Here is a 22,735-nt window from a genome sequence, read left to right as displayed (position 1 = left end):
GGGGGCCGCCGGTGCCGCCGCCGGTGTTGGGGGCGTTGGTGGGGGTGTTCTTGCTACCGGCTATGGGGAAGGTCTGGGTGGTGGTGGTGTCCTTGGTGGTGTCGCCGCCGGTGTCGTGCTGGACGAGGGACGTGCGGTTGCCGGTGAGATCGTAGGTGTAGGTCTGCCAGTAGGGGGCGGGGCCGCCGACGGTGGTCTTCTTCGGGGCCTGGGCGCCGCTGGTGGGGCTGGTGTTGGTGCAGGCGCCGCGGTTGCTGACGGTGGGTTGGGCGGCGAGGGTCAGGGTGCCGGTGTCGCTCCAGGTGTCGGTGAGGCGGCCGAGGTAGTCGTAGCCGAAGCACTGGAGGTCGGTGTTGGCGGGAGTGTTGTCGGGGATGTCGCGGATTGCGGTTATGTGTCCGGATGGGTCGTAGACGTAGGTGGTCTGCTGGACGGTGCCGGTTGAGGCGGTCTGCTTGTCGACGTACTGGGAGAGCTGGAGGCCGGTGGAGTCGTCGTAGGTGTTGGTGACGACGATCTGGGTGCCCCACGGGTTGACGGTGGAGCGGATCGGACGGCCGAAGGCGTCGTAGTCGTTCGACAGGGAGTAGGTCGAGCCTCCGAGGGCACTGAAGCCCTGGAGGGTTCCGTACTTCTCGTAGCTATAGGTGACGATCTCGGAGGCGATGTCGCCGAGGGCAGAGCGGCTGTCCTTGGTGAGTAGGCCGGTGTTCTGGTCGTAGACGGCCTGGTAGGTGTAGGTGAACGGTGATGAGGCGCCGATCTCCGAGCCGGGGATTGTGACGGTGGTCTTGGTCGGGTGGTAGGAGGCGTCGTAGGCGAGGACCGCGTCGGTGTAAGCGGAACCGGCCGACCCGCCGACGTAACGCGTTGAGCTGGAAGGCTGGCCCTTGACGACGGTGTCGTAGGTTGCTGCGGTCAGCTGCTTGGCCGGGTCGACCGCAGTTCCGGTGTAGGTGGCGGCGATGCGGCCGAGCAGGTCGTAGGTGCGGGTGATGCTCTGTCCGCGGGCGTCGGTGGTGGTGACCGGCCGTCCGGCGGTGTCGTAGCTGGTAGTGCTGGTTCCGGTGTCGGGGTCGGTGGCTGTGGTCTGGCGGCCGCGCAGGTCGTAGCCGTAGGTCCAGGTGTTGCCAGCCGCGTCGGTCCGCGAGGCAGCCTGCCCTGACGGGGTGTAGGCGTAGCTGGTGATGTCGGCGTCGGCAGACCTGCCCGTGGCGGTGGCCGTCTTGTACTGCCACAGCTGCGTGGTGCGGCCGCGGGCGTCAGTGACGGTGCTGGCCGGCGTGGACCCTGCAGGCGGGGATATGTCGGTTCGGTCCGCGCCGGGGTAGGCCGTGGTCATAGTGGTTTGCACCACACCGTAGGCGACGAACTCGGTGGCCACCGAGCGGCCGAGGCCGTCATAGACGATGTGCGTCTGGGCAGGAACCTGATTGGTCGTGGTCTGGAAGAGAGTAGTGCCGGGGCCTGCGGCGTTGTTGAACCACGAGTCGTTGCTCCTGGTGACGCGGCCCTGGGAGTCGTAGGCGGTATCAGTGATGATCCGGCCGGGCTGGTAGGCCGAGGTCGCGGGTGCGGACTGGGTCTGGATGGTCCGGCCGAGGCCGTCCATGATCTGGACCGCCTGCAGGGTGGCATAGTTGCCACCTGCATCGGGGACGCCGACGAGGGACGTGGTGGTGGTGGTGGGCGGGACAGCGGCGTTGTTGACGATGCCGGGGATGGAGTAGGCGAACGCCTTGTTGGCGGGTTTTCCAGTGTCGCGTCCCGGGAGCCATACGCCGGTCATACGGCCGAGAGCGTCGTGGGTCTCGGTGGTGGTCCGTCCGTTGGCGTCAGTGACGGACTTGGGCAGCTCTCGGGCGTTGTCCAGGAGAGTTGTCACGGTACGGCCCGTGGCCACGTCGCTCGCGCCGACGGGTGCCGGAGAGGTGACAGTGACCTGGTTGGGAAGCTCTCCGGCACCAGCCGCGGAGTAGCTGGAGGTGACCGTGGCGCCGCTCGAGTGGGCGTTGTCGGTGGTGTTGGGGCTGGTCGCCGTCAGCAGGCGTCCGTATGCGTCGTACGTCTGGCGGACCTCAGGGGCGAACTTCGCCGTGGTGCCTTCGAAGTGGTCGATGCTTTCGCTGCTGGTCGGTTCGGCCTTGGTGCCGGCCTGGCCAAGCGCGAGGTTGTCGTAGTACTGCCTTGACCAGGAGACGAGGTTGTCCGTGGTGGGGGTGGCGGTACAGGCACCCGGTCCGCTGACGCTGACAGTCTCGGAGGACAGCGAACTGAGCTGCGGATCTGTGGCGGTGGCGTAGCTTGTGCGAACGCAGACGTCCGGGAGGCCGTCGGCGGCGTCCAGCTCGGTCACGGCACGGTTGCCATGCAAGGCGTCACGGGTGGTTGTCTTCGTGTTGGTCTGCCAGCTGGTGCCGTCGGCCTTGAGAGCCTTGCTGACCGCAGTCGTGCTGGAGGCGCCGTAGCGCGCGACCAGGGCCGGCAGGCCCGGCCGGTTGTGGGTGGCGGTGACAGTCGCGCCTGTGCCGGTTGTAACGCTATAGGCGGTGATGGAGCCGCCGGCCTGGGTGTAGGTGTCGGTTTCCAGGGTCTGGCCAGAGAGCCAGTCGGAGTCCGTGACCGTGCCGCTGTTGGGGCCGGAGATCTGGACGCTGCGGGTGCCGGACGCGGTGGCGTCGCCGTCCATGCCCTGGTGGAACGTTGATGTGGTCTGGGCCTTGGGGCCGTCCTGTCCGCTTCCGGCCACCGCGGTGACGGCCGCGTAACCGCGGAACACGTCCCAGGTACGGTCCTTGATGTCCGTGAAGGGAGAGTCGTTACGGTGCCAGGCAGCCTTACCGTAGGTGTAGGCGGTGGTCACAGGCACCGCGCCCGGCGTGTTCGGGTTGACCGTGACGGTGGCTACGGGGTAGCGCTGAAACCAGTCGTCGATCGGGTCGGCGTTCGGCTGCTCCGTGGTGGGGTGCCACTTGACGTTGTAGCAGGACCGGGTGTCGGTGTCGGCGGAGGCCGGCATGTCGGCTCGGTCGCGGGAGCAGTCGGCGCTCTTGTAGTCGACGCCGATGGTGGCGCCGGTCTCGGTGGTGATGAGCTGGATGCGCGGCCGGTTGTAGGCGGGGCGGGAGGGCACGAGGTTGGTGCCGTCGACGCGGTTCGGCAGGAGCATCTCGGTGAACGTCATCGGCGGCAGGGCGACTGGGGTGGCCGAGGCCTGGGTGTCCTTGCCGGTGTGCGTGATCGAGCCGAGCCAGGGGACCTGGGAGTTCTCGGTGGTGTTCTGCACGTTGACGAACCGGTGGCCGAGCTCGTACAGGTCGACGTCCTGCCACACGCCGCCCGAGCGGACGCGGGTGGTGACGGCGGTCAGCCACTTGGTGGTCCAGAAGGTGGGCCCGTAGTTGGTGCAGGTGCCGCTCTGGGCGCAGTTCTGGTCGAGGGGGACGTCGGGCCAGTCGCCGGCGTGGGCGGCGGTGCGCTGGGCGGGGTCGCAGGCGGCGGTGGAGGTGACGCAGCGCTCGCCGGAGGTGAAGTCGATCAGGGCCGCGCTGTTCCAGGTGCCGTTCGCGGTGATCTGGTCGGACAGGAGCTGGCCGTAGGCGATGGTCTTGAGGACGCCGCCGCGGGTGTAGGAGTGCTGCTCGCCGGTGCCGTGGTTCTGGCCGCCGCCCATGGCGTACCAGTTGGCCTCGGGGGTGTAGCTGTAGGTGGTGAGGTTGCCGTGCGGGTCGACGACGTAGTCGAGGTTCCACCGCCACGCGCTCTGGCACCAGGACGCCTGGCCCTTGGCGGCGTCGTAGCAGGGGTCGCCGGCGTTCGGCGAGTATACCGGGACGGTCCACGCGGAGCCGCTGTCCGGGCCGACCGTGCTCGGGCTGCCGTCGGCCTTCGGCAGGTGGTTCAGGCCGAAGTAGTAGACCGTGCCGTCGGTGTCGGTGACCTTGATGTAGGAGCCGTTCCAGGTGCCGTTCGTGGCACCGGTCAGGAACTGGATTTTCGTGCCGTCGTCGCCCTTCAGCCGCCAGGTGCAGTTCGACTGCTCGGTGCTGCCGGGAGCGTTTGCCTGGCAGGACGCGTCGTCGGGGACCAGCTCGCCGGAATGGCCGCCCAGCGAGATCGCGGCGTTCGCGCCACCCCAGCACAGGTCGCCTGAACCGGCGATACCCGCCTTCGAGCACGGCTTGTAGGAGCGCTCGACGAAGCCCGCGCTGTAGTCCCAGCCGTCGCCGATCCACGACGCCTGCGCGTTGGTCGAGGACGTCTTGCCGTCGACCGACGACGAGTCATAGGAGAGCGCGACCTGCGGTGCCGCCCCGCCGAGAGCAGGTGGCGCCTGAATGGGGTAGGAGTAGTCGAACGCCCCTGAAGGGCTTCCGGCCTCCCACGCCTGGGACGGATTGAGTGGCGTTGCGGCGTAGGTGCCGCCGCCGCCGGAGGACCCGGTAACCGCAGCAAGGACCATGGCCCCACCTGAGGCGCCTGCCGCAGCAGGTACTGCGGCCGACAGGGACTGGATACTCGTCCGGGGAGTTGAATCCGAGCCGGGCAGGGTGACGTCGGCTTCCAGCTTCTTGGTCGCCGGGTCGTAGTGTGAGACGACCGGGGTGCGGTCCAGACAGCCCTTCACCTCAGGACTCGTCAAGGAGCAGGCCGGCAGCGCGACCATCTGTGCGCGCTCGGCCCAGCCCGCACCGAACCGGGAGCCGAGCTTGCTGGTGTCGATCGCGACCCGCACCGACCGTTCGTCGGCCTGGCCGTCCCTCGACAGTCCGACAGCCAGACCCGGGATGCCTGCGGCTGAGGCTGTTCTGCCGTCGGCGACATCGACCTGGACGGTCTGACCGGCTACGTCGCCAGGGCCGGGGAGCGGCGCCAGTGCGACGGGCAGCGCGCCGGCCGGCGTCTCCACGCCGCTGGTCCCAGCTCCTGCAGCCGACGCCTGGGGCCCCTTCGCGTCACTCTTGGACGTCCGACCTGTCAGTGCTGTGCCGAGTACGACGCCTGCGTGGCCGTGCGGGACCGCGTTGCCGTCCTTCGGCGGTGTCCAGGTCGGCGGCACCTCGTGCGCGGGTTTCACCGCTGGTGTGGCCGGTGCGTTCTTGCCCTTGATCGAGGCGGTCTTCTTCAGGCCGGTGTTCGGCGGCGTCCAAATCCGCGAGTAGTCCGGGCCAGTGGCAGCCGCGGCAGCGGTCGGTACGAGTAGTGAGCCGGCGAGCGCTGCGGCGCTCACCACCGCGAGTCTGCGGCGGAGCCATGACACCCCGCGGCTTCCTGGCTGATGGTCGGCACTCCCTGGGAGTGGCACAAGGACCTCCAAAATTGGACCGGCGCGCCAACCCGGAGAAATTCTGGGCGCAAAGTCCTGAACCTATCGGCGGACAAAGACCCTGAGTCAACGCCTGACCGACCGTCATTTACCGTGATGCATATCACCATCGGCGACATACATGCCCGATTCGGTCAAATCAGGTCAACGCGCTTTCGAATTGGTTTGCTGCCACCCGTGTTCAGGCGGAAGGGTGGGTCTGACCTGCGTCTTGATGGGCTGTCAGGCAGCCTCTCACTCCCCGAGGAAGTGCACTGTGAAAAGATCGCGCCGATTCCTGGGTGCATCGCCCGGGGTCGTGGCGGCAGCGACCGCCCTGGCCATATCCGCCACTCTCGCATCAGGCCCGATCGCAGCAGCCGACAGTATGTCAGGATCGCTGTCCCGGAGTCAGGTCGATGCAATCGACGCACAGCATGCGAAGCACCCTTCGACGGACGCGGACAGGGCGCTCGCCCAGGCGAAGGCGACGGGGAAACCTGTTGCCATCGCGTCGTTGACGACGGAGTTCAGTGAGACGTCGGCGACCCCGGAGGGGCACCTGAGGCTCACCCAGCATCCGGATCAGCAGCGGGTCAAGCGGTCCGGTGCGTGGGTGGCGTTGGATGCGACGCTGGCGGCGAACGCGGACGGGTCGTTCTCCCCGAAGGCGTCGGCGACCGGTGTGGTGCTGTCCAAGGGCGGCAACGGCCCGCTGGCGACCCTGACGAGCGCGGACGGCAAGAAGCTCGCGCTGACGGCGCCGTTCGCGCTGCCTGCCCCGCAGGTCGAGGGAGACAGCCTCACCTACCCGTCGGTGGCACCCGACACGGACCTGAAGGTCACGGCGACCAAGGCCGGCGGTATGACCACCGTCCTGGTCCTCAGGTCCCAGGCCGCCGCCGACAACCCGGCGATCCGCAACCTGCACTTCGCCACCACCGTGGACGGCGTCACCGTGAGCGCGGACGCCACCGGCAATCTGACGGCGAAGACCGCGGACGGCTCGGTGCGCTGGTTCGCGCCCACCCCGCAGATGTGGGACAGCACCACCACTACCCAGGCGCAGCAGCAGGCCTCTGCGGCCAAGACGGTCCAGGGCCGGGCCGTGTCGGCCGCGCTGATGTCCGGCGAGGCCACGCCTTCGGTGCCTGCGGCCGATGGCGCCGTCGGTGAGAAGGCCGGGCCGGTCAGCACGCCGGCCGGCCCGGGTGAGGGCGCGAGGGTCGTGGCGATGCCGGTGACCGCGGACGCCAAGGGGGTGGACCTGAAGCCGGATCAGGACCTGCTGGCGCACGGTACGGCTCCGTACTACATCGACCCGGCGTGGATCCCGTGGGCGCCGTCCGCGAGCTCCTGGACCTGGGTGCAGTCCGCGTACCCGACGCTGTCCAACTGGAACCGCAGCGGCAGTGACGACAGCAACTTCCCCGGTGTCGGCAAGTGCGGCTACTACGCCGCGGGTGGAAGCTGCTCACCCGTCTCCACGTACCGCACGTTCTACCAGTTCGACCTCAGTGGCCTGCGCGGTGCGGTCGTCAACCGGGCCTACATGGACCTGCAGGAGTACGTCTCCGCCGACTGGTCCTGCACCAAGACCTACCCGGTCGACCTCTACCTGACCGGCGCCATCAACTCGGGCACCACCTGGAACAACCAGCCCAGCCCGATCGGCGGAAGCCTCGGCCAGAGCCAGGTCCCCGGCTCCGGCCACGGCTCCTGCCACGACAACGTCGGCTTCAACTACAACATCACCGGCGCCATCCAGCAGTACGGCACCAACACCGACACCCTGACCTTCGGTGTGTACGGCGACGAGAGCAACGTCAACGCCTTCAAGCGCCTGACCCGCCAGCCCTCGCTGTGGATCGAGTACGACCGCGTCCCCAACACCCCCACGAACCCGCGAGTGCTTCCGGAGCCGGTGACCGTCGCGAACGGCCCCAACCAGGCCTGCGGCGTCGACGACTCCACCACCTGGGCCTGGCTCGGCGCGGGCACCGACCAGAACGGCGCCACCACCCTCAACGCCACCGTCTCCAGCCCCGCCCAGGCCCAGCTCTGGTCCTGGTCCCACCTGTGGGACTACCAGCTGCCCGGCGCCCCCGACGTCGCCGGCGGATACTCACCCCTGGTCGCCAGCGGCGGCAACGCCCCCTTCTCCGTCCCGGCAGGTGTCATCAAGGACGGCCACTCCTACGGCTTCGGCATCATGGCCACCGACCAGATCGTCTCCTGGTCCGCCTCCACCCCCACCTGCCACTTCAAGGCCGACCTCACCCCGCCCACCGTCACCTTCCCGGACACGGTGAGCGACCTGAACACCCAGTTCCCGAAGTCCGGGAACGGCCAGACCCCGAAGATCTTCGCGGGCAAGCCCGGGAACATCCCCTTCACCGCCACCGACCCCAATCCGAGCGGTCTGAACACCTCCGGGCTCGCGTGCCTGCGCTGGTCGTGGGATCCCCAGCTCGCCGGTGCCGCCTGGCAATGCGGCGGCGCGCTGCCCTCCGGTCAGATCCCCGTGACCGCGGGTCACTGGGGCACCAACATCCTCTACGTCCAGGCCGCCGACATGGCCGGGAACCGGTCCCCCGTCGCCCAGTACGCCTTCTACGCGCCCTGGGACCCCAACGGGCCTGCCCCGCGCTTCGGTGACGTCACCGGTGACAGCGTGCCCGACATCCTGACCTACGACGGGTCCGGCAACCTCCGCGCCTACACCGTGCCCGGCAACCCCAACGCCGCCGCCCCGATCACGACCATCGCCGCCGACCCCCACCACTCCCCGGACGCCACCCTCACACAGACTGACCCGTGGGACGCCCGCTACCAGATCACCCACCGCGGCGGCCTGCGCGACGGCAGCAACGTCGACGACGTCATCGTCCACAAGACGAACGCGCCCGGCCTGCAGGCCTACAAGAACCCCGGCAGCCTGGCCGTCGCCGGCGCCTTGGACGTCTTCACCACCCTCACCAAGCCGGTCTGCGCAGTCTCCACCGCCAACCCCGACTGCGCTGGCTACGCGGCCGACTGGTCCGCCACCACGAGCATCGCCGCCCTGGGCGACCCGGTCAGCACCACCAAGCAGTCGCCCAACCGCACCGGCCTGCTCACCGTCGAGAAGACCCCTGCGGGCGACGGCGCCCTCTGGTACTACCCGGCCATGGGAGACAACACCTTCGGGGCCCCGATCAGGCTCGCCGCCACCGGGTGGAAGGACAACGACCTCATCCCGGTCGGGGACTGGGCCGGCCAGGGCCACCCCGGCCTGTGGGCGCGCGACCGCGGCACCGGCACCGTCAAGGCCGTCACCTTCACCACCGGCACCGCATCGACCGACATCGTCGACCCCGACTTCGGTGACACCACGACCGTGACCTACCCGGCCATCACCGCCATCGCCACCACCGCCACGATCAAGACCGGCATCGCCGCCGCTTCCTGGGACCGCGTCGGCTCCGACGGCGACCTCACCGGCAGCGGCAACCCCACCCTGTGGGGCATCACCTCCGGTGGTGACATCCAGATCTGGAACGGCCACCGCACCGGCACCACCGACGCCCCCGGCTACACCCTCGACACCAACCCCACCCCCGTCCTGAACACCGGCGCGGCTGCGGACCGCTGGCCCTTGGACAAGACCACCTTCGACGGCACCAAGGCAACGGACACGCTCGGGACCAACGGCGCCACCGCCACCGGCACCGTCTCCTGGACCACCGACCACCACAAGAACACCACCGACGCCGCCACCACGCTGAACGGCACCTCCTTCAAGACCGCTGCCCCCTCCGTGAACACCGCCGGCAGCTACACCGTCGCCGCCTGGGTCAAGCCCGACAACCTCATCGGCTACCAGACCTACGTCACCCAGAACGGCAACGAACGCGGCGCCTACTACCTCCAGTACTCCCTCGCGTACGGAACCTGGGCCTTCGTCGCCCCCGGCGACGACCACGCCAACACTGGCGTCTACAACCACGCCTCCGCCGCCGGACCCGCCCGGACCGACGTCTGGACGCACCTGGTCGGCACCTTCGACGCCACCACCCACACTATGACCCTGTACGTCAACGGCCAGTACTCCGGCACCGGCACCAACACCACCCCCTGGAACGCCACCGGCCCCACCAGCATCGGCATCGCCGACACCGCCAACTACGTTCCCGACAGCACCGCCAGCGGAGCCGTCAGCGACGTACGCACCTACCCCTACGCCCTCAGCGCACAACAGGTGAACACCCTCTACACCAGCTGACACACCCCACACCCCAAGAGGCCGGAAGCGAGAAGGTTTCTCGCTGCCGGCCTCTCGGCGAGGCGCCAGACACGCCCCCCAACAGTGGCCAACAATCGTCACGGCGCCCTCACCCGGGCGGCTGGCTCCGCGCCTGCGGCCCCTCGCCTTCGCCGCCACCGGCCCCGTCAGCGCCAAGGCGCGGCGCAGCCTGAGGTACCGACCCGCACACGCACCGAGGTTGCCAGCCCCGGTTTCCACTGCCGCGCTCGCCGGGATCAGCCGCACCACCAGCGTCATCGGCCAGGCCATTGCCGCTGCCATCGGACGCGAGGAGCTGGAAGGGTCAGCCGGTGAGGTCCTGGTTGGACCGTTCCTCGTGCCCACCCAGAAGTGGGGGAACACCCACGGTCGGGCCGCCAGCGGCGATCCGGGGCGCCGAACGAGTGAAGCCGAACGGAAAGGCCGGGCACGCTGACACGGCCCGGGACCACGATGTAGCCATGTCCCACGACCTGCCGGGTGCCCCCCAGCTGTGCGTCCTTGTTCTTGACTCCTTCCCCGGTCACCCCGGCCAGGTCTATCTGGACACCGCAGTGGACGAGAGTGCCGCTTCGGCGGCGGAGCCGCCCTGCGACATGGGCGGGCGTATGTACCGGGAGAAGACCCGAAGCTCCGGCCGGTCAGGAGTGCTCGGGAAGGAACCGAACGGCGAGGAGCTCTTGGAAACGGTCACCGGGTGGGTCATCCGACTCGATGGCCAAGGCGGCGCCATGGTGTTGGACGCGGACCACCTTGAGACGGACATCTTCGGCATCTTCCTCGTCAGGCGATGACGTCCCATCTGCCAGACCGGTAGCGGGGCCTCTGGACCGCAATCTCGCTGACCGCGTTTGTGCAGCTCAGCGGGTGGTGCGGGGCAGGCTACGCTGAATGGCGGACAGCAAAGCAGGGAGGGGCCTGGGACGATGGTGGATATGAGCGAGATGGACGACCTGAGGGCGCGGCTGGCCGCGCTGGAGGCGGAGGTCGACCGGCTCCGGGAGGAGTCCGCGGCCACGCGCACGATGGCGGCGATGGCCGACCGGGACAGCGCCGAGGTCCGTACGTCCCTGCGCGGGCACACCCAGGTGCTGAACGCGATCCGGGAGGACCAGATCGAGCAGCGCCAGGCGGTGGCCGGCCTCGCGGAGGCCGTCGGCGTCCTCGTCGCCGGACAGGTGGAGCACGCCCGGATGCTGGAGACCCTGGTGACGGGGCAGACGGCGGTTCTGGAAGAACTGCGCCGTCTGAGCGGCAAGCAGTAGACAGTCGGCGTGAAGTGGCGGCCCCCGGTCCGGCGGCCGCCTCACCCTTTTCAGCGTGCGGCGCGAAGGCGTTCCTGGCGCTCGGTGACGAGGGAGTGCCAGCGGAGCCGGACGGTCTCCGCAGTGTCGAGCCACCGTGTGGTGGACGGCGATGGAAGCGGCTGGCCGGCCATGAAGTGCGCGATGTCCAGGTAGTGGGCGTAGTCGCCGGGGCGGGCGAGGTCGCGCAGGCGGGCCCGGACGGCGGCGCCGGCCGCGTCATTGCCGCGGACGGCGTGGTGGAAGGCGGCGGCGAGCTCGAGGGCGGCCTGGGCGGCGATGATTCCGGAGGCCGCGGTCTCTGCGCGCAGGACTTGGATGCGGTCGTCGACGCTGTTGTGGCCGGCGTCGCGGATGAGGGCCGCGGTGTGGACGGTCAGGGTGGTGGCGCGCAGGTCCAGCCCGGTGAGGAGCTGTTCGGCGAGGTCGATCTCGTCGCCGGCCGTGCGGGGGTCGGTGAAGGCGAGCACGAACGCCCGCTGCGCTTGGGAGGTGGCGCGTTCGCCGGCGACGCCGTGCTGTTCGGCCTGGGTGCGGGCGGCGAGGTAGGCGTCGGCCGCGGCGGGCATGTCGGCGTGGGGCCACAGGATGTCGCCCTCGACTCGGTGCTGCCGGCCCTTCCATCCGAGGCCCTGCGCGGCCGCGTGGGCGGTGGGGAAGTCTCCGGCGAGGCGGGCGAGGTGGATCAGGCCGCGGCGGGCGGCCGGGGCGAGCCGGCCGCCGCCGTCGGCGACCAGCTGCATGCCGCGGCGGGACTCCAGGCGGTGGCCGAGGTCGCGCTGGGCCTTGGCGAGGTAGTAGGCGGCCAGGTGGTGCAGGTCGTCGGGCAGCAGGCCGGTGGTGGTGACGGCGGTCAGGCGTTGGACGGTGCGGGCGCGGTGTTCGTGCTGGCGGCGGGCGAGTGCGCTGAGGGTTTCGACCAGCGCGTCGGCCGCGGTCGCCGGCGGCTGCAGGTGGTTGCCTCCGTCGGGCCCGGGCCCGGGCCCGGGCCCAGGCCTGGTGCTGGTGCCGGTGGGTGGTGCGAGGGGTTCCCACACGGAGTCGGACACGTACGCCCACGCGGCCTCGGTGAGCCAGCCGAGGTCGAGCCGGTGATCGCGGGCCAGCGCGAGGCCCTGGCGCAAGCAGGCGACCAGCATGCGGCGGCCGCCGGGGGCGCTGGTCCACTGGTCGCCGAGCGCGGTGAAGGCGCGGGTGGCGGCGCTGTTCCAGTCCTGGTCGGACCAGCGGTCGTCGGTGTGGTCGTCGGCCCGGCGGATGGTGGAGCGCACCACGCCGTGCAGGTGGTAGGGCCACAGGGCGAGCTGGTCCTCGCGGACGAAGGGCCGTTCGACCAGGCGCAGGGCTGCGGCCTGGTGGGTGGTGCCGGCTGCGGCGGTGGCGAGCGGGAGGTCGAAGGCGTCCAGTAGCGATACGGCGCGCAGGACGTGCCGTTCGTCGGGGGTGAGGTCCTGGAGGGTGCGGGCGATCAGGGCGGGGAAGTCGTGGTCGAAGTCCGCGGCTACGGGGGTGCGGGTGCGGCGGATCTCCAGGAAGCGCATGACGGCGAGGTCGAGGAACAGTGGCAGGCCGTGGGAGCGGGCGGTGATGACCTGGCGCAGGTCGTCGCCTATGAGGGGCCGGTCGCCGGTGGTGAGGCGGCGGGCGAGGTAGTCGTCGCAGTCCTCGGGGCTGAAGTCGCCGATCAGGACCTGCCGGCTGGCGGCCGCCCCGCCGGTGCCGGTGGCGGTGGGGGCCGCTTCGCGGGCGGTGGGGATGTGGGCGGCCAGCTGCGGCCACGCAGCGGGGCCGGTGTAGTCGAGCTGTCCCTGCAGCGCGTCGTCGGCCCACTGCAGGCGGCTGCGGCCGGTGACGACGAACAGGGCGTTCGGCATCAGCCACACCACGCGCTGGATGAGGCGCTCCAGGTCGCGGTTGGTGCGGTCGCCGGTGTCCTCGAAGGTGTCCAGCAGCACCACCGGCACGACGGCCATCTTCGCGGGCAGCCGGTCGATCTCGTAGGCGAGCAGGTGCGGGTAGAAGGAGAGCGCGTCCAGGTCCGGCTCCGCCTCCAGCAGGTCCGCGAGCCGCGGGCAGCCGGCCAGCGCGCGGGCGGCGGTGCGGCGCTCGCGCACCGCCCGCACGACGGCGGTGGTGATCTGTCCGACCGCGGAGCCGACCACGCCCGGCAGGGCGAGCTCCTCGGCGGCCTTCGACAGCGCGTCCTGCACCTGGCCGGGCAGCACCTTGGCGAGGCGGCTGACCAGACCTGCGCGCCGCAGGTACTCCTCCAGGCTCTCGCCGGGGTGGTTGCGCTCCCAGTACCGGCCGAGCGCGAGATCGAACGCGGGCAGGGCGCGGTCCAGGCCGGCGAACGCCATACGCAGGGTCAGGATCAGGCGCTCGAAGTCCGTCCCGGTGGAACGGGCGAGGTCGATGCGTACCGGCAGCAGCCGCGGCGCGGTGGGCCAGGTGGGCTCGCCCCACTGCGCGGGCCGGTGCTCGGCCGCGGTGAGCGCGGCCTCCAGCTTCCGCGACAGCGTCGTCTTGCCGACGCCGCCGACACCGTGGAAGACCAGCACATTGCGCCGCGCCGCTTCCAGGTCCTGGACGTCGAAGCCGGGCGCGGCGATGTGGGTGAGGTGCTCGGCGAGGGCGGCCGCGACCTGCGCCCACTGGCCTTCCCGGTTGGTGAACGCCTCCTCGGTTCCCAGACTCCGGTCGTTCGAGCCGAACAGTGCCCGCAGATCCCGCCCTGCCATCGACGCGCTCCCCCTGAAGATGTGACTGGGCATCAACCTACGCTCTCACGGGCCGGGGCGGCGTGGGGCGGGCAGAGCCGGGAGGGGACCATAGGCTCCGACCTGTCAGGACAACCCTGGCCTGCGTATTTTCGAGGTTTGAGGAGCGATCCCGTGCACGACCCTGAACGTCCCGACCACACCTCTGCCGACACTGGTGACGGTGCACCGGACAGTGCCGGGTACGACGGCGCGCTCGACCGGATCGGGGAGAAGATCGAGGGGGTCACGGCCTGGTACAGCGAGCAGATCCACGCCGAACGCCAGCGCCCCGCCCTCGACGCCGACCGTGTCGAGCGCCTGTTGGCCGAGCGTGCCGCCTGCACCAGGGCGCTGCGCGGCCTGCCGGAAATGACCGGGGCGGAATTGGAGAGGATCGAAGCCGACTACGACGCCAGGCTGAGGGAGATCACCGGGTCGTAGGAGCGCCGTGCCGGGAGCGCCGCGGGCGGGGCGAGGACGAGCTGCCCGGGCTGGAGCGCTGTCGGCAGCAGCGGCCAGGCGAGCCGGGTGATCGCGTCGATCTCCCGCCGGTGCTGCGGCAGGCCCGTGCGCAGTTCGCGCTGGCCTGCGAGGAACCGGAGTGCCTCTTGCTCGCTGTAGGGTCGCGTCTGTCCGGCCCGGACAGCGAGCGCCGCGCCGGCCGGGCCGGTCCACCGGCCGCCGGGGCCGAGCATGTTGCGGAAGATGGCGGTGCCGTCACGCCGGATGACGCTGATGTGCTCGACCAGGTGCTGGTCTTCGACGGCCTGGACGCAGTCCAGTACCGCCGCCAGGCACCGGTCGTGCCCGGCGGCGGTGGTGAACCGGCCCGGCCGGGTGCCGCCCCGGGTGGCCTCGGCGTAGCGCAGGGCGGTGCCCTGGCGGCTGTCGGCCGCGCGCACGTCCAGGACCAGCAGCTCGACGCGGTACCCGGCCCGCCGCCAGGCGGCGGCACCGGCGGTGAACTCGGCCACGCTGCCCGGGGCGATCTCGATCACGGCGTCCGCACGCCGATCGCGCACCAGCGCCTCGGCCCGGGCCTGCCAGGCCTTGTAGTCGGCGCGGATCCGGGCGGAGGTGGTGCGCGGGTGCTCGCGCAGCAGCCGGAGGTAGTCGGGGTGGGCCGCCTTGAACATCCCACCGGAGATCCACACCGGGTGCCGCTCGCGCAGGGCCCGGCGCACCATCGTGGTCGCCTGGGTCTTGCCCGCCCCGGGTGCTCCCATCACGTACACGACGACGGGCCGCTCCTGCGGCACGATCGGCCCGAGGTCGGGGACGACCAGGTTGTGGAAGGTCCACTCGTGTTCGCCGGCGGACAGCCGGTGGTAGTCGACGCCGGGCGGGACGGCGATCGGCTGGGCGGTGCGCCGTACCGGCTCGGCCAGTGCCGCGCACCGTTCCGCGTCCCGTGCGACGGCCAGCACCTGGTCGGACGGCAGTCGGGTTTCCGCCCGGACCAGCGCGCGTCCGGCGTCGGCCAGGGACCGGCGAAAGGATGCGGTCTCGACCGCGTCCCACCACCTGGCGTGCTCGATCTCCACCGCCCGTGCCGCGCCGGGCGGCCGCGCCCACGCGCCGTCGACGAGCTCGTTGCCGTACAAGGGTTCCAGGCCGCGCCGCACCACCGTGATCCGGTCGACCAGGTGCTCCTTCTCCAGCACGTCCAGGGTGCGGGCCAGCCGGCGGGTGCACTCGTCGTGGTTGGCCCACGACACCCACCGCCCGGCCCCTTCCCCGTCGCCGAGATAGCGCTCCAGTACGCCGAGTTGACTCAAGGACGGCGCGCACGCCACCGCGACCACCTCGAGCCGGTGACCGGCCGCGCGGTAGGCCTGCGCCTGGGCCCGGGCCTCGTCCGGGTCCGCGAACGCGGTCTCCACCACGGTGTCCAGCCGGTGGGTGCGCACGTGGTCCTCCACGGCGGCCTGCCAGCGGCGGGTGTCCGGCCGCACCGCGGTGCCGGCGGTGCGAACGTTCTCGTCCAGCAACGCCCCGTAGTGCCGGTGGGTGGCCTTGTAGAGGTCGGAGGCGATTCGTACGGCGCCCCCGCGTACGCCGAGGACGCAGTGGAGAAGGTTGCCGAGGGTGGTCTTGCCGCTGCCGGGCGGTCCGGCGACGAGGATGGCGACCGGCCGGTCCTGACGCGGGGCGCCGGCGGTGGCCGTCGGGATGATCGCCGACTCCAACGCTGTCCGGCTCTCGGCCGCGGACAGTACCACCGGGTCCACGTCACCCACTCACGCCTCCAGTGCATCGTTTGTTTTAGATATAGCCAAAGCAAATGAGTACACTGTGGAGATCGCCTGCGCAAACCAGGAGGTGAGAGCGTGCCGGCTCCGATCGACCCCGCCGTGGCGGCCGCCCAGATGATCAGCCACGGCGTCGAACCTCTCGCCCCGTACCCCGGTAGCGCCCAGCCGTGGCCATGCCGATGCCTCACCTGCGGAAGCACTGTCACCCCCCGCCTGGCGTCCATCCGCAAAGGCCAGGGAGCCTGCCGCGTCTGCGCTGCCCGCAAGGCCGGGGACGCCCTGCGCGTACCGGCGGCACAAGCCGCGGCCGACATGAGAGCGGCAGGATACGAACCACTCGACCCGTACCCGGGGAACGTCGGGGCGCCGTGGCGCAGCTCCCACCAGGTCTGCGGACGCGTCGTCACCCCCCGTCTGGCCGACATCCGACGTGGCGTCGCAGGCTGCCCGGCCTGCGCGAGGCGGGGCTTCGGCGCGACCCGGCGCCTCACCGCCGAGACCGCCGTCGAACTCATGCGGGCCGCCGACTTCGAACCCCTCGAGGACTACCCCGGCAGCACCCGGCCGTGGCCATCCGTCCACACACCCTGCGGGTGCGAAGGTGAACCCAGCGTCACCGAGGTGCGGGCCGGCGACGCTTGCTGGTACTGCGCAACCCACGGAGCCCTGGCTCTGGCGGAGCCGGCGTCCGTATTTGTGGCCGCGAACACGGCCCTGGGCGCCGTGAAGGTCGGCATCACCGGTGACGGAAGCCGGATCGGGCGGCTGCTCACCCAAGGCTGGACCCTGACCGCCCGGTTCGAACTTCCTACCGGCCGACAAGCGCTCGAGGTCGAGTGCCAGGTTCTGAGACACCTGCGAGAGAACCTGGCCCTGCCCTGTGCGAACACGATGGCCGGCATGATCGGTCGCACCGAGAGCGTCAATTCCGACGATCTACCCGCCGACCGGCTCGCCGACCTCGTTGCCGAGCTGGTTGCCGCACGCGGATCCCGTTCCGGGACCTGAGCGCGACCGTGTGGGACGTCCGCCCGGTCGGGCCGGCCACCTGCCGGAGCCTGGCAGGACGGTCTGGTCCGTGCTCGTCCGCTCTGACCGGCGCCAGGAACGCAGAAACCCCCGGACGGACCGGGGGCCTACGAGGTGCAAGATCCCCTGGGTGCTCTCGATCGAGCACATAGGACCTTGCACCATCCATGTTCAGGGCCGGGAAGCCGGCCCGGCCCAGCACATCACTGCCAGCCACGAGCTCCTGGAAGCTCTGGGTCAGTGGGTGGCCTGGGTGAGGGAGGCGACGAGGTTGAGGATGGCCTGGCCCGGTGGGGTGGCGGCGATCAGCACGCCGAAGACGACGCAGCTGAGGGCACTCATCTTCTCGTCGATGCGGGTACGGGGTTCCGTCTTCCGCATGAGGCGGACAACGATGATGACGCCGAGGACCGCGATCGCGCTCAAGGTGTACTGCATGTCCCCATCCCTGGTCGTCTTCGGCAACTCTCGGTGAGCATGCCAGAGCGCCGCGTGGGCGGGGGTGGAGATCGGTGAACTGGGCCGGTGGGGATCGGTGGTTCGGCCGCGGACCAGCGTGATCCGGTCAACTCCCTGCAGTTCGCCGGGCAGTCCGGCGGGTTCCTCGGTGGCCGTGGGTCGTCCGCTTCTACGATCGCGGGCACACCGTGGTCCGAGGGGGAGGACGCCGTGGCCCGCAGGCCTGCACGACGACGCCGCAGCGCCGCCCGCCGGGCCCGGCAGGCCCGCGACAACGCAATCCTGCTCGGGGCGGGCGCCCTCGCCGTCCTCGCCCTGGTGGTGGCCGTGGTGACCTGGCTCGCTCACCACCTGCTCGTGCTGGCCGGCGCGCTCACTGTCCTGCTGGCTGCCGCCGTGATGGTCGTTCGGGGCCGGGTTGCCTCCGACCGCCGCGCGTTCGAGGCCCGCGCGGCGCAGCTGCGGCACATCGGGGCGTTCCTCGGGATGAGTCCGAAGGCGTTCGAGCAGGCGCTGGCGGACCTGTGCCGGCGGGACGGCTGCACGAAGGTGACCGTGGTCGGCGGGGCCGGCGACCTGGCCGCGGACGTGCTCGCCACCACGCCGGGCGGCCAGCGGATCTTGATCCAGGCCAAGCGGTACGGGCCCAGGACCTTCGTCGGCTCCCAGGACGTGCAGAAGGTCAACGGCACCTACCGCGACGTCCACCGCTGCGAGGTGGCCGTCGTGGTGACGACCAGTGCCTTCACCAAGGCCGCGGCGGCGTTCTGCGCCCAGGTCGGCATCCGCATGGTCGACCGGCGCGCGCTCGCCCTGTGGGCCGAGGGCACCGGCCGGCCACCGTGGCACTGACGCCCCGTGAAGCAGGTGCGGTCGCCCAGCAGGGTGGCGCTGCCAGCGGTGTCGGAGCGCCGCCGGTGTTGCGGCGTGATGGGCGCTCTACGGTGGCGGATGCAGGCCGTGCTGTCGCCTGCCCCTGTCGGCCCGGCCCGGTCCGCCCACCCCCCTGGCGGCCGGGCCGTCCCCCTCCCCGGAGCAAGGGCGCCCTCCTCCTTGTCACAGGCGCACGGTAGCGTCGCGGTCACCCGGCGCGACGCTGCGCCGGGGCCGCCAGGGGAGGGCAGCATGACCGACACCGACCGGTCCGACGACCAGGCCGCAGCCGGGGAAGTAGTCCGGAAGCCGCCGTTCACCTGGCACGGCGCCCGCTCCGCGGCGTTCAGCATCCAGCGGGAGCTGGCCGGGGCCGCCAAGGCCGAACCCGGCAGCGACGAGTGGACCGACGGCCTGCTCAACGCCTCGATGTACCACGTCGTGCCCGCCCGCGCCGCCGAGGAACTGCGTCGTGTTGCCGCACTTGCCGAGGATCTCGCCAGGCGCTTGGAGAAGCTGTCCGCCGACTCGGACCGTGACGACTGGGACAGCTTCGCCCTCGAGGCCGTCGACGTGCCCGCCATGGCCGATGCCACCCTGCAGTTCGCCCTCTTCACCGACGCCCTGCTCGTCGGCGCGGCCGACCAGGAACGCGAACGGCTCTCCGACCTGGTCCACGCCGCCTGCGACAGCGCCTTCGGCGCCTGGAACGCCGACAAGCACCCTCTCGCCGAGACCCTCCTCGGCCAGCTGCTGGTGCTGCTCGGCGGCAAGGCGCACACCGCTTGGGACTACCTGCACCGCTGGCTGCTGCTGGCCGAGTTCACCGCCCGGGCCATCGCCGGGGAACACGCCGCGGGCGACGTCCTCAACGCCGTCGGCCTCGGCGCGGACCTGGTCCATCGCACTCAAGTCCTGGGCGTGAGCGACCAGACCGATGATGCCCGGCGACACGTCATAGCCGCCGCCGAGCACGAGCAGGCCGCCCGCCGGCGCGAGTTCGTCGCATGGGCCGGCGAAGCCCTCCTTCGCAAAGGCTGAGAATCGAAGAACGGGCTGATGCCGGCTGGTCCCACCCGCCCGCTGGCGGGGGCGGGCAGCCCGCCTGATGTTGTTGCGAACGGGGAGTCAGACGGCTGCGGTGGGTGTTCACCGCATGCTGAGCTGGGAGGACACCAACGGTGGGACGCAAGAAAGCCGGGCAAGCCGCGCCGGGAGCGGGCCGCCGCCGGATACACGTTGCAGCAGCTTCAGCCGCCCGGCTACGACCAGTGGATGACTCTCGCCCCCGACGCCGCCGAGAAGGCCGTCGCCGACCCGCGCCTCAGCCCCGCGACCACCGACATGACCCGCCGCATGGTCCGCCTCCAGCCCGCCTACGGGCCGAAGATCCCCGTCCAGGCCCTGTGGCTCGACCTCGCCATCGACGGTGGCGTCCTGCGGCTGCGCCACCCGGACGGCACGACCGGCCTGCTGCCGGTCGCCGAACTCGCCGGGATGCTCGCCCCTGCCCCAGCCCGCCGTCCGCTCGCCCGCGGCGGCCTCACCTTCTCCGACCCGGACCGCCAGATCTGAGCGCCGCCAACACGGGCAACGCGACCATCCCGCGGTGGGTACAAATCCCGGGCCCGTCGACTGCGTCCCGGTAGCCTGCGGACGGGCGCCCGCCGGACCCGGGACGCACACGCACGGGCCATCACCGGCGGTTCTACCAGCCGTCCATCGCGCGGACGCTGCCGCTGATCGCGTAGCGGCGGCAGGCGAGGATCTCGTCGGTGCTGATGCCGATGTCGTTGGCGACGCGGGCCAGGAGGTCCTCGGCCTGGCGGTCGGAGACGTAGGCCGGGACGACCTCGAGGGCGAGGACGCCGATCCGGTGCTGGGCCGCGCGCTCCTGGGCGGCCAGGTCGCGGCCGATCGCGACATGGCGGCGCCAGGCCTCGGTGGTGACGCCGTCCGGGGCCGGCCCGGTCTCCAGCTCGGCGACCGGGACGTCGGGGCGGGCCCTGACCTCGGCGATGGCGGCGGCGACGATCCCGCCGATCGTCTCGGCCGGGAGCACCCCGCCGCCGGGGTCCTGGTGGGCGTCGGCCAGACGCTCGGCGATCAGGTCGGTGAGTTCCGCGGTGCGGCCCTTGAGGTCGACGACCGCGCGCACCGGCAGGACCAGGTCGGTGCTGTCCCACGCGTGGGACACCCCGAGCTCGGCCTGCACGGTGTCCTCGATCGCCTCGGCGACGGCGGCCAGGTCGAGCAGCCGGTACGCGGTCGAGCGGCCGATCCCGAACTCGCTGAGCGCGTACGCCGACCAGCTGTCCATTCCGAGGGCGGTCCACACCCGGGCCTGGTGAGCGGCACGGACCCGGCGGGCGAGAACCAGGACGGCGGCCCGGACGTCCTCGATCGCAGCGCGCAGCTGCTCGGTCAGCTCCCGGGCTCGCGCCGCGTCGACCGGTCCGGCCTGCTCCTGGTCCTCGTCCATGTCCGGCTCATTCCCGCGGGCCGCCGGGGGAACCGTTGGTCAGCCGGTTTACAGGAACGGCCGGGCGAGGATGCGCAGCTGCTGCTCGGCGATGGCGCCCATGGGTCCGGCGGTGCCGAGGTGCGCCACGATGGTGTGCTCGAACAGCTCCAACATCGACTCGGCCTCGCGCAGGGACTGGTGGGCGAGGCGGGTGTGGGCCTCGCGGGAACCACCGATCTCCACGCCGATCCGGCCGTTGGCGACGGCGCTGAAGATGCTCTCGTGGCTGTCGATGCTGCTGCGGTACCTCTTGCGCAGGAAGTCGACCATCGCCTGGGTGCTGTCGTTCATCGCGTTATCGTGGCGCACTGCCGGCCGAAGCACATCCCCTTTGACGGACCTGGTCCGGTGTGCGGAGCGGTGCCCTGCGGGTGGCATGTTCGCGGCCGAAAAATCCCAGGTCAGGGCACTATTCACCACGGCTTTCGAGGTCTAGCATTCCCGGCACGGCGGCCCCACCACAGCACCACCGGGCCGCCGAGCAGAACAGCCGCGCCCATGACCCGGGCGCCGCTGGCCTCCCACCCGCCGGTCCCGCGGAACACCCCCCTGCTTCCCCGGGACCGGCCGGGCTACGTCCCGGCCCCGGGTTGCAGGTGGCCGTGGCCCTCGGTGGCGGCGTCGCGGGTGGCCGGGGTCGGGTCGTCCAGGTGGCGGGCGACAGCGCGGCGGCCGCAGCGAGCACCGGGACCGGCTCGGTGCCAGGGCTGACCCGGCAGACGCTGCGACAGGTGGTGGTGCCCGGCACGGTTCGGGAGTTCACCGGCGTCGGCGTAGCCTACGGTCAACGGCATACCAACGATCTTGGGGGAGTCATGGCCGAGACGGCCTCGCCGACGGACTGGTCGGACGAGATGCGGGAGGAACACCTGCGCCGGACCGCGCGGGGAGGCTGGTCCAGGATCCGCCCCCAGGTGACGATGATGCTGCTCATCGGCGCCATCATGGAGGGCGCGCCCCTCACCCGCGAAGAGCTGGGCCCGTTCGTCGCCACGCACGACAACCCGGACGGCGCCCTCACCCACTCCTGCTGGGACACCGGCGACGAGTTCGACGAGGAAGAAGCCGCCGAAGCCGCCGAAGCCCTGCCCGGCCAGGTCACCGACGCCACCCGCTACGCCGCGCAGTACGGCCTGCCGCCGCTGGAGACCATCGACGACGTCATCACCCTGCTCGTGGCGGCCAAGGTCCTCCACGAGATCCCGGACAGCACCGGCCGGCTGCGCCTGCACCCCACGCACCCCCTGCCGTTCCCCAGCGACGTCCTGCCGCTGAGCGACGAGGAGGAGCAGGTGCAGCGCGAGCTGCGGATGAGCCTCATCTACTCCGACGACTCGTTCGAGATCATCGGCATGTTCGAACCCGAAGGGCGCCGCCTCGAGGAAATCACCACCAGCCTGCAGCGTCTGGCCCGCGCCATCGACGGTGACCCGCACGACGCCCGCCAGGCGGTCCTGCTGCTGCTCGGCGAGGGCGACTTCACCGCCACCGAGGACGTCGCCGCGATCCCCCTGCACAAGGTCTTCCGGCTGCGGTGCGACTGGCAGAAGTTCGACCAGAGCCGCATCGCCCTCCGCGGCGTCAACGACGACGGCCAGATCGCCGTGACGCTCCCGGAGGACTGACACCCCCAACTGGTCGGCGGCGGCCGGTCAGGTTGGGGCATCCGTGGCGGGCAGCGCGTCGGCGACCGGAACCAGGGTGTGGGAGCCGACGTGCACCCACACCACCTCCCGCTCCAGACCGGACCGCACCTGCGGTTCGCGAGACTAGTGATCTTGGCGTTCGTGGGATTCAGCCACTCGATCCTGACTTGGGTGGAAGTACCGTCCCTGTGCCCGGCCATCTGGTTGGCTGCGGCGAGGACGGGATGCTCCCGTCCGGCACCTCCCGAGAGGTAGTGGCATGGCGACAGGCATCGTGAAGTGGTTCAACTCCG

Annotated in this window: 16 protein-coding genes; 9 read left to right on the top strand and 7 right to left on the bottom strand. The window is 71.0% G+C overall.

The annotated features are described in order from the left end of the window. On the bottom strand, positions 1 to 5,230 hold a 5,230-nt coding region (locus tag AA75_RS53635), incomplete at its 3' end, for an RHS repeat domain-containing protein (RefSeq protein ID WP_033818453.1). 691 nt (positions 5,231 to 5,921) lie between these two features. On the opposite strand from AA75_RS53635, the gene AA75_RS53410 reads away from it, so the two are divergent. The 3 genes from AA75_RS53410 to AA75_RS04650 all read left to right on the top strand — a co-directional run bounded on the left by AA75_RS53410 (position 5,922) and on the right by AA75_RS04650 (position 10,855). Then, positions 5,922 to 9,569: a LamG-like jellyroll fold domain-containing protein gene (locus tag AA75_RS53410; RefSeq protein WP_149037945.1), complete on the top strand. Its 3,648-nt coding sequence runs from the start codon at positions 5,922 to 5,924 to the stop codon at positions 9,567 to 9,569. A gap of 482 nt (positions 9,570 to 10,051) precedes the next feature. After that, on the top strand, positions 10,052 to 10,384 hold the full coding sequence (locus AA75_RS04655; RefSeq protein WP_033818445.1) for a hypothetical protein: 333 nt from the start codon (positions 10,052 to 10,054) through the stop codon (positions 10,382 to 10,384). 141 nt (positions 10,385 to 10,525) lie between these two features. Beyond that, complete coding sequence (locus AA75_RS04650; protein ID WP_051811851.1) at positions 10,526 to 10,855, top strand: hypothetical protein; 330 nt, start codon at positions 10,526 to 10,528, stop codon at positions 10,853 to 10,855. Positions 10,856 to 10,905: 50 nt separating this feature from the next. Here AA75_RS04650 and AA75_RS04645 read toward each other — a convergent pair whose 3' ends face one another. Next, a complete protein-coding gene (locus AA75_RS04645; protein WP_033818444.1) occupies positions 10,906 to 13,635 on the bottom strand; it encodes a hypothetical protein in 2,730 nt (909 codons plus the stop codon). Between the two features lie 153 nt (positions 13,636 to 13,788). Between AA75_RS04645 and AA75_RS04640 the strand changes: the two genes are divergently transcribed. Then, a complete protein-coding gene (locus AA75_RS04640) occupies positions 13,789 to 14,097 on the top strand; it encodes a hypothetical protein (protein ID WP_033818443.1) in 309 nt (102 codons plus the stop codon). Here AA75_RS04640 and AA75_RS04635 read toward each other — a convergent pair. Next, positions 14,061 to 15,896, bottom strand: coding sequence for a zeta toxin family protein (locus AA75_RS04635; protein WP_233288930.1), 1,836 nt, complete (start codon positions 15,894 to 15,896; stop codon positions 14,061 to 14,063). The two genes, AA75_RS04640 and AA75_RS04635, sit on opposite strands and share 37 nt — an antisense overlap. Positions 15,897 to 15,986: 90 nt before the next feature. Here AA75_RS04635 and AA75_RS50780 point away from each other — a divergent pair, with 90 nt between their 5' ends. Further along, on the top strand, positions 15,987 to 16,919 hold the full coding sequence (locus AA75_RS50780) for a hypothetical protein (protein ID WP_051811850.1): 933 nt from the start codon (positions 15,987 to 15,989) through the stop codon (positions 16,917 to 16,919). Positions 16,920 to 17,177: 258 nt separating this feature from the next. Here the strand turns inward: AA75_RS50780 and AA75_RS04625 are convergent, their stop codons facing one another. Further along, the gene (locus tag AA75_RS04625) at positions 17,178 to 17,378 is read right to left on the bottom strand and encodes a hypothetical protein (RefSeq protein ID WP_033818442.1); all 201 of its coding nucleotides are present in this window, start codon (positions 17,376 to 17,378) and stop codon (positions 17,178 to 17,180) included. Between the two features lie 231 nt (positions 17,379 to 17,609). On the opposite strand from AA75_RS04625, the gene AA75_RS47035 reads away from it, so the two are divergent. From AA75_RS47035 to AA75_RS04610, 3 genes are all read left to right on the top strand, one after another. Beyond that, positions 17,610 to 18,251 carry a restriction endonuclease gene (locus AA75_RS47035; RefSeq protein ID WP_033818449.1) on the top strand — a complete coding sequence of 214 codons (642 nt, stop codon included), beginning with the start codon at positions 17,610 to 17,612 and terminating at the stop codon, positions 18,249 to 18,251. 273 nt (positions 18,252 to 18,524) lie between these two features. Beyond that, positions 18,525 to 19,313: a hypothetical protein gene (locus tag AA75_RS04615; RefSeq protein WP_033818441.1), complete on the top strand. Its 789-nt coding sequence runs from the start codon at positions 18,525 to 18,527 to the stop codon at positions 19,311 to 19,313. Between the two features lie 234 nt (positions 19,314 to 19,547). Beyond that, positions 19,548 to 19,847, top strand: coding sequence for a hypothetical protein (locus tag AA75_RS04610; protein WP_199520262.1), 300 nt, complete (start codon positions 19,548 to 19,550; stop codon positions 19,845 to 19,847). A 133-nt stretch (positions 19,848 to 19,980) separates the two neighbouring features. Here AA75_RS04610 and AA75_RS04605 read toward each other — a convergent pair whose 3' ends face one another. From AA75_RS04605 to AA75_RS04595, 3 genes are all read right to left on the bottom strand, one after another. Next, a complete protein-coding gene (locus tag AA75_RS04605) occupies positions 19,981 to 20,754 on the bottom strand; it encodes a hypothetical protein (protein ID WP_051811847.1) in 774 nt (257 codons plus the stop codon). A 48-nt stretch (positions 20,755 to 20,802) separates the two neighbouring features. Continuing rightward, positions 20,803 to 21,087, bottom strand: a complete 285-nt coding sequence (locus AA75_RS47030; protein ID WP_033818440.1) for a hypothetical protein — start codon at positions 21,085 to 21,087, stop codon at positions 20,803 to 20,805. 281 nt (positions 21,088 to 21,368) lie between these two features. Beyond that, positions 21,369 to 21,590 (bottom strand): hypothetical protein, encoded by a 222-nt coding sequence (locus AA75_RS04595; RefSeq protein ID WP_033818439.1) that lies wholly within the window; start codon positions 21,588 to 21,590, stop codon positions 21,369 to 21,371. A gap of 21 nt (positions 21,591 to 21,611) precedes the next feature. Here AA75_RS04595 and AA75_RS04590 point away from each other — a divergent pair, with 21 nt between their 5' ends. Further along, the gene (locus AA75_RS04590) at positions 21,612 to 22,421 is read left to right on the top strand and encodes a DUF6042 family protein (RefSeq protein ID WP_033818438.1); all 810 of its coding nucleotides are present in this window, start codon (positions 21,612 to 21,614) and stop codon (positions 22,419 to 22,421) included. The last annotated feature ends 314 nt before the right edge of the window (positions 22,422 to 22,735 follow it).

This window comes from Kitasatospora sp. MBT63 (assembly GCF_000710465.2).
Taxonomy (GTDB): Bacteria; Actinomycetota; Actinomycetes; order Streptomycetales; family Streptomycetaceae; genus Kitasatospora.
This window is presented reverse-complemented; position numbering and strand designations above follow the sequence as displayed.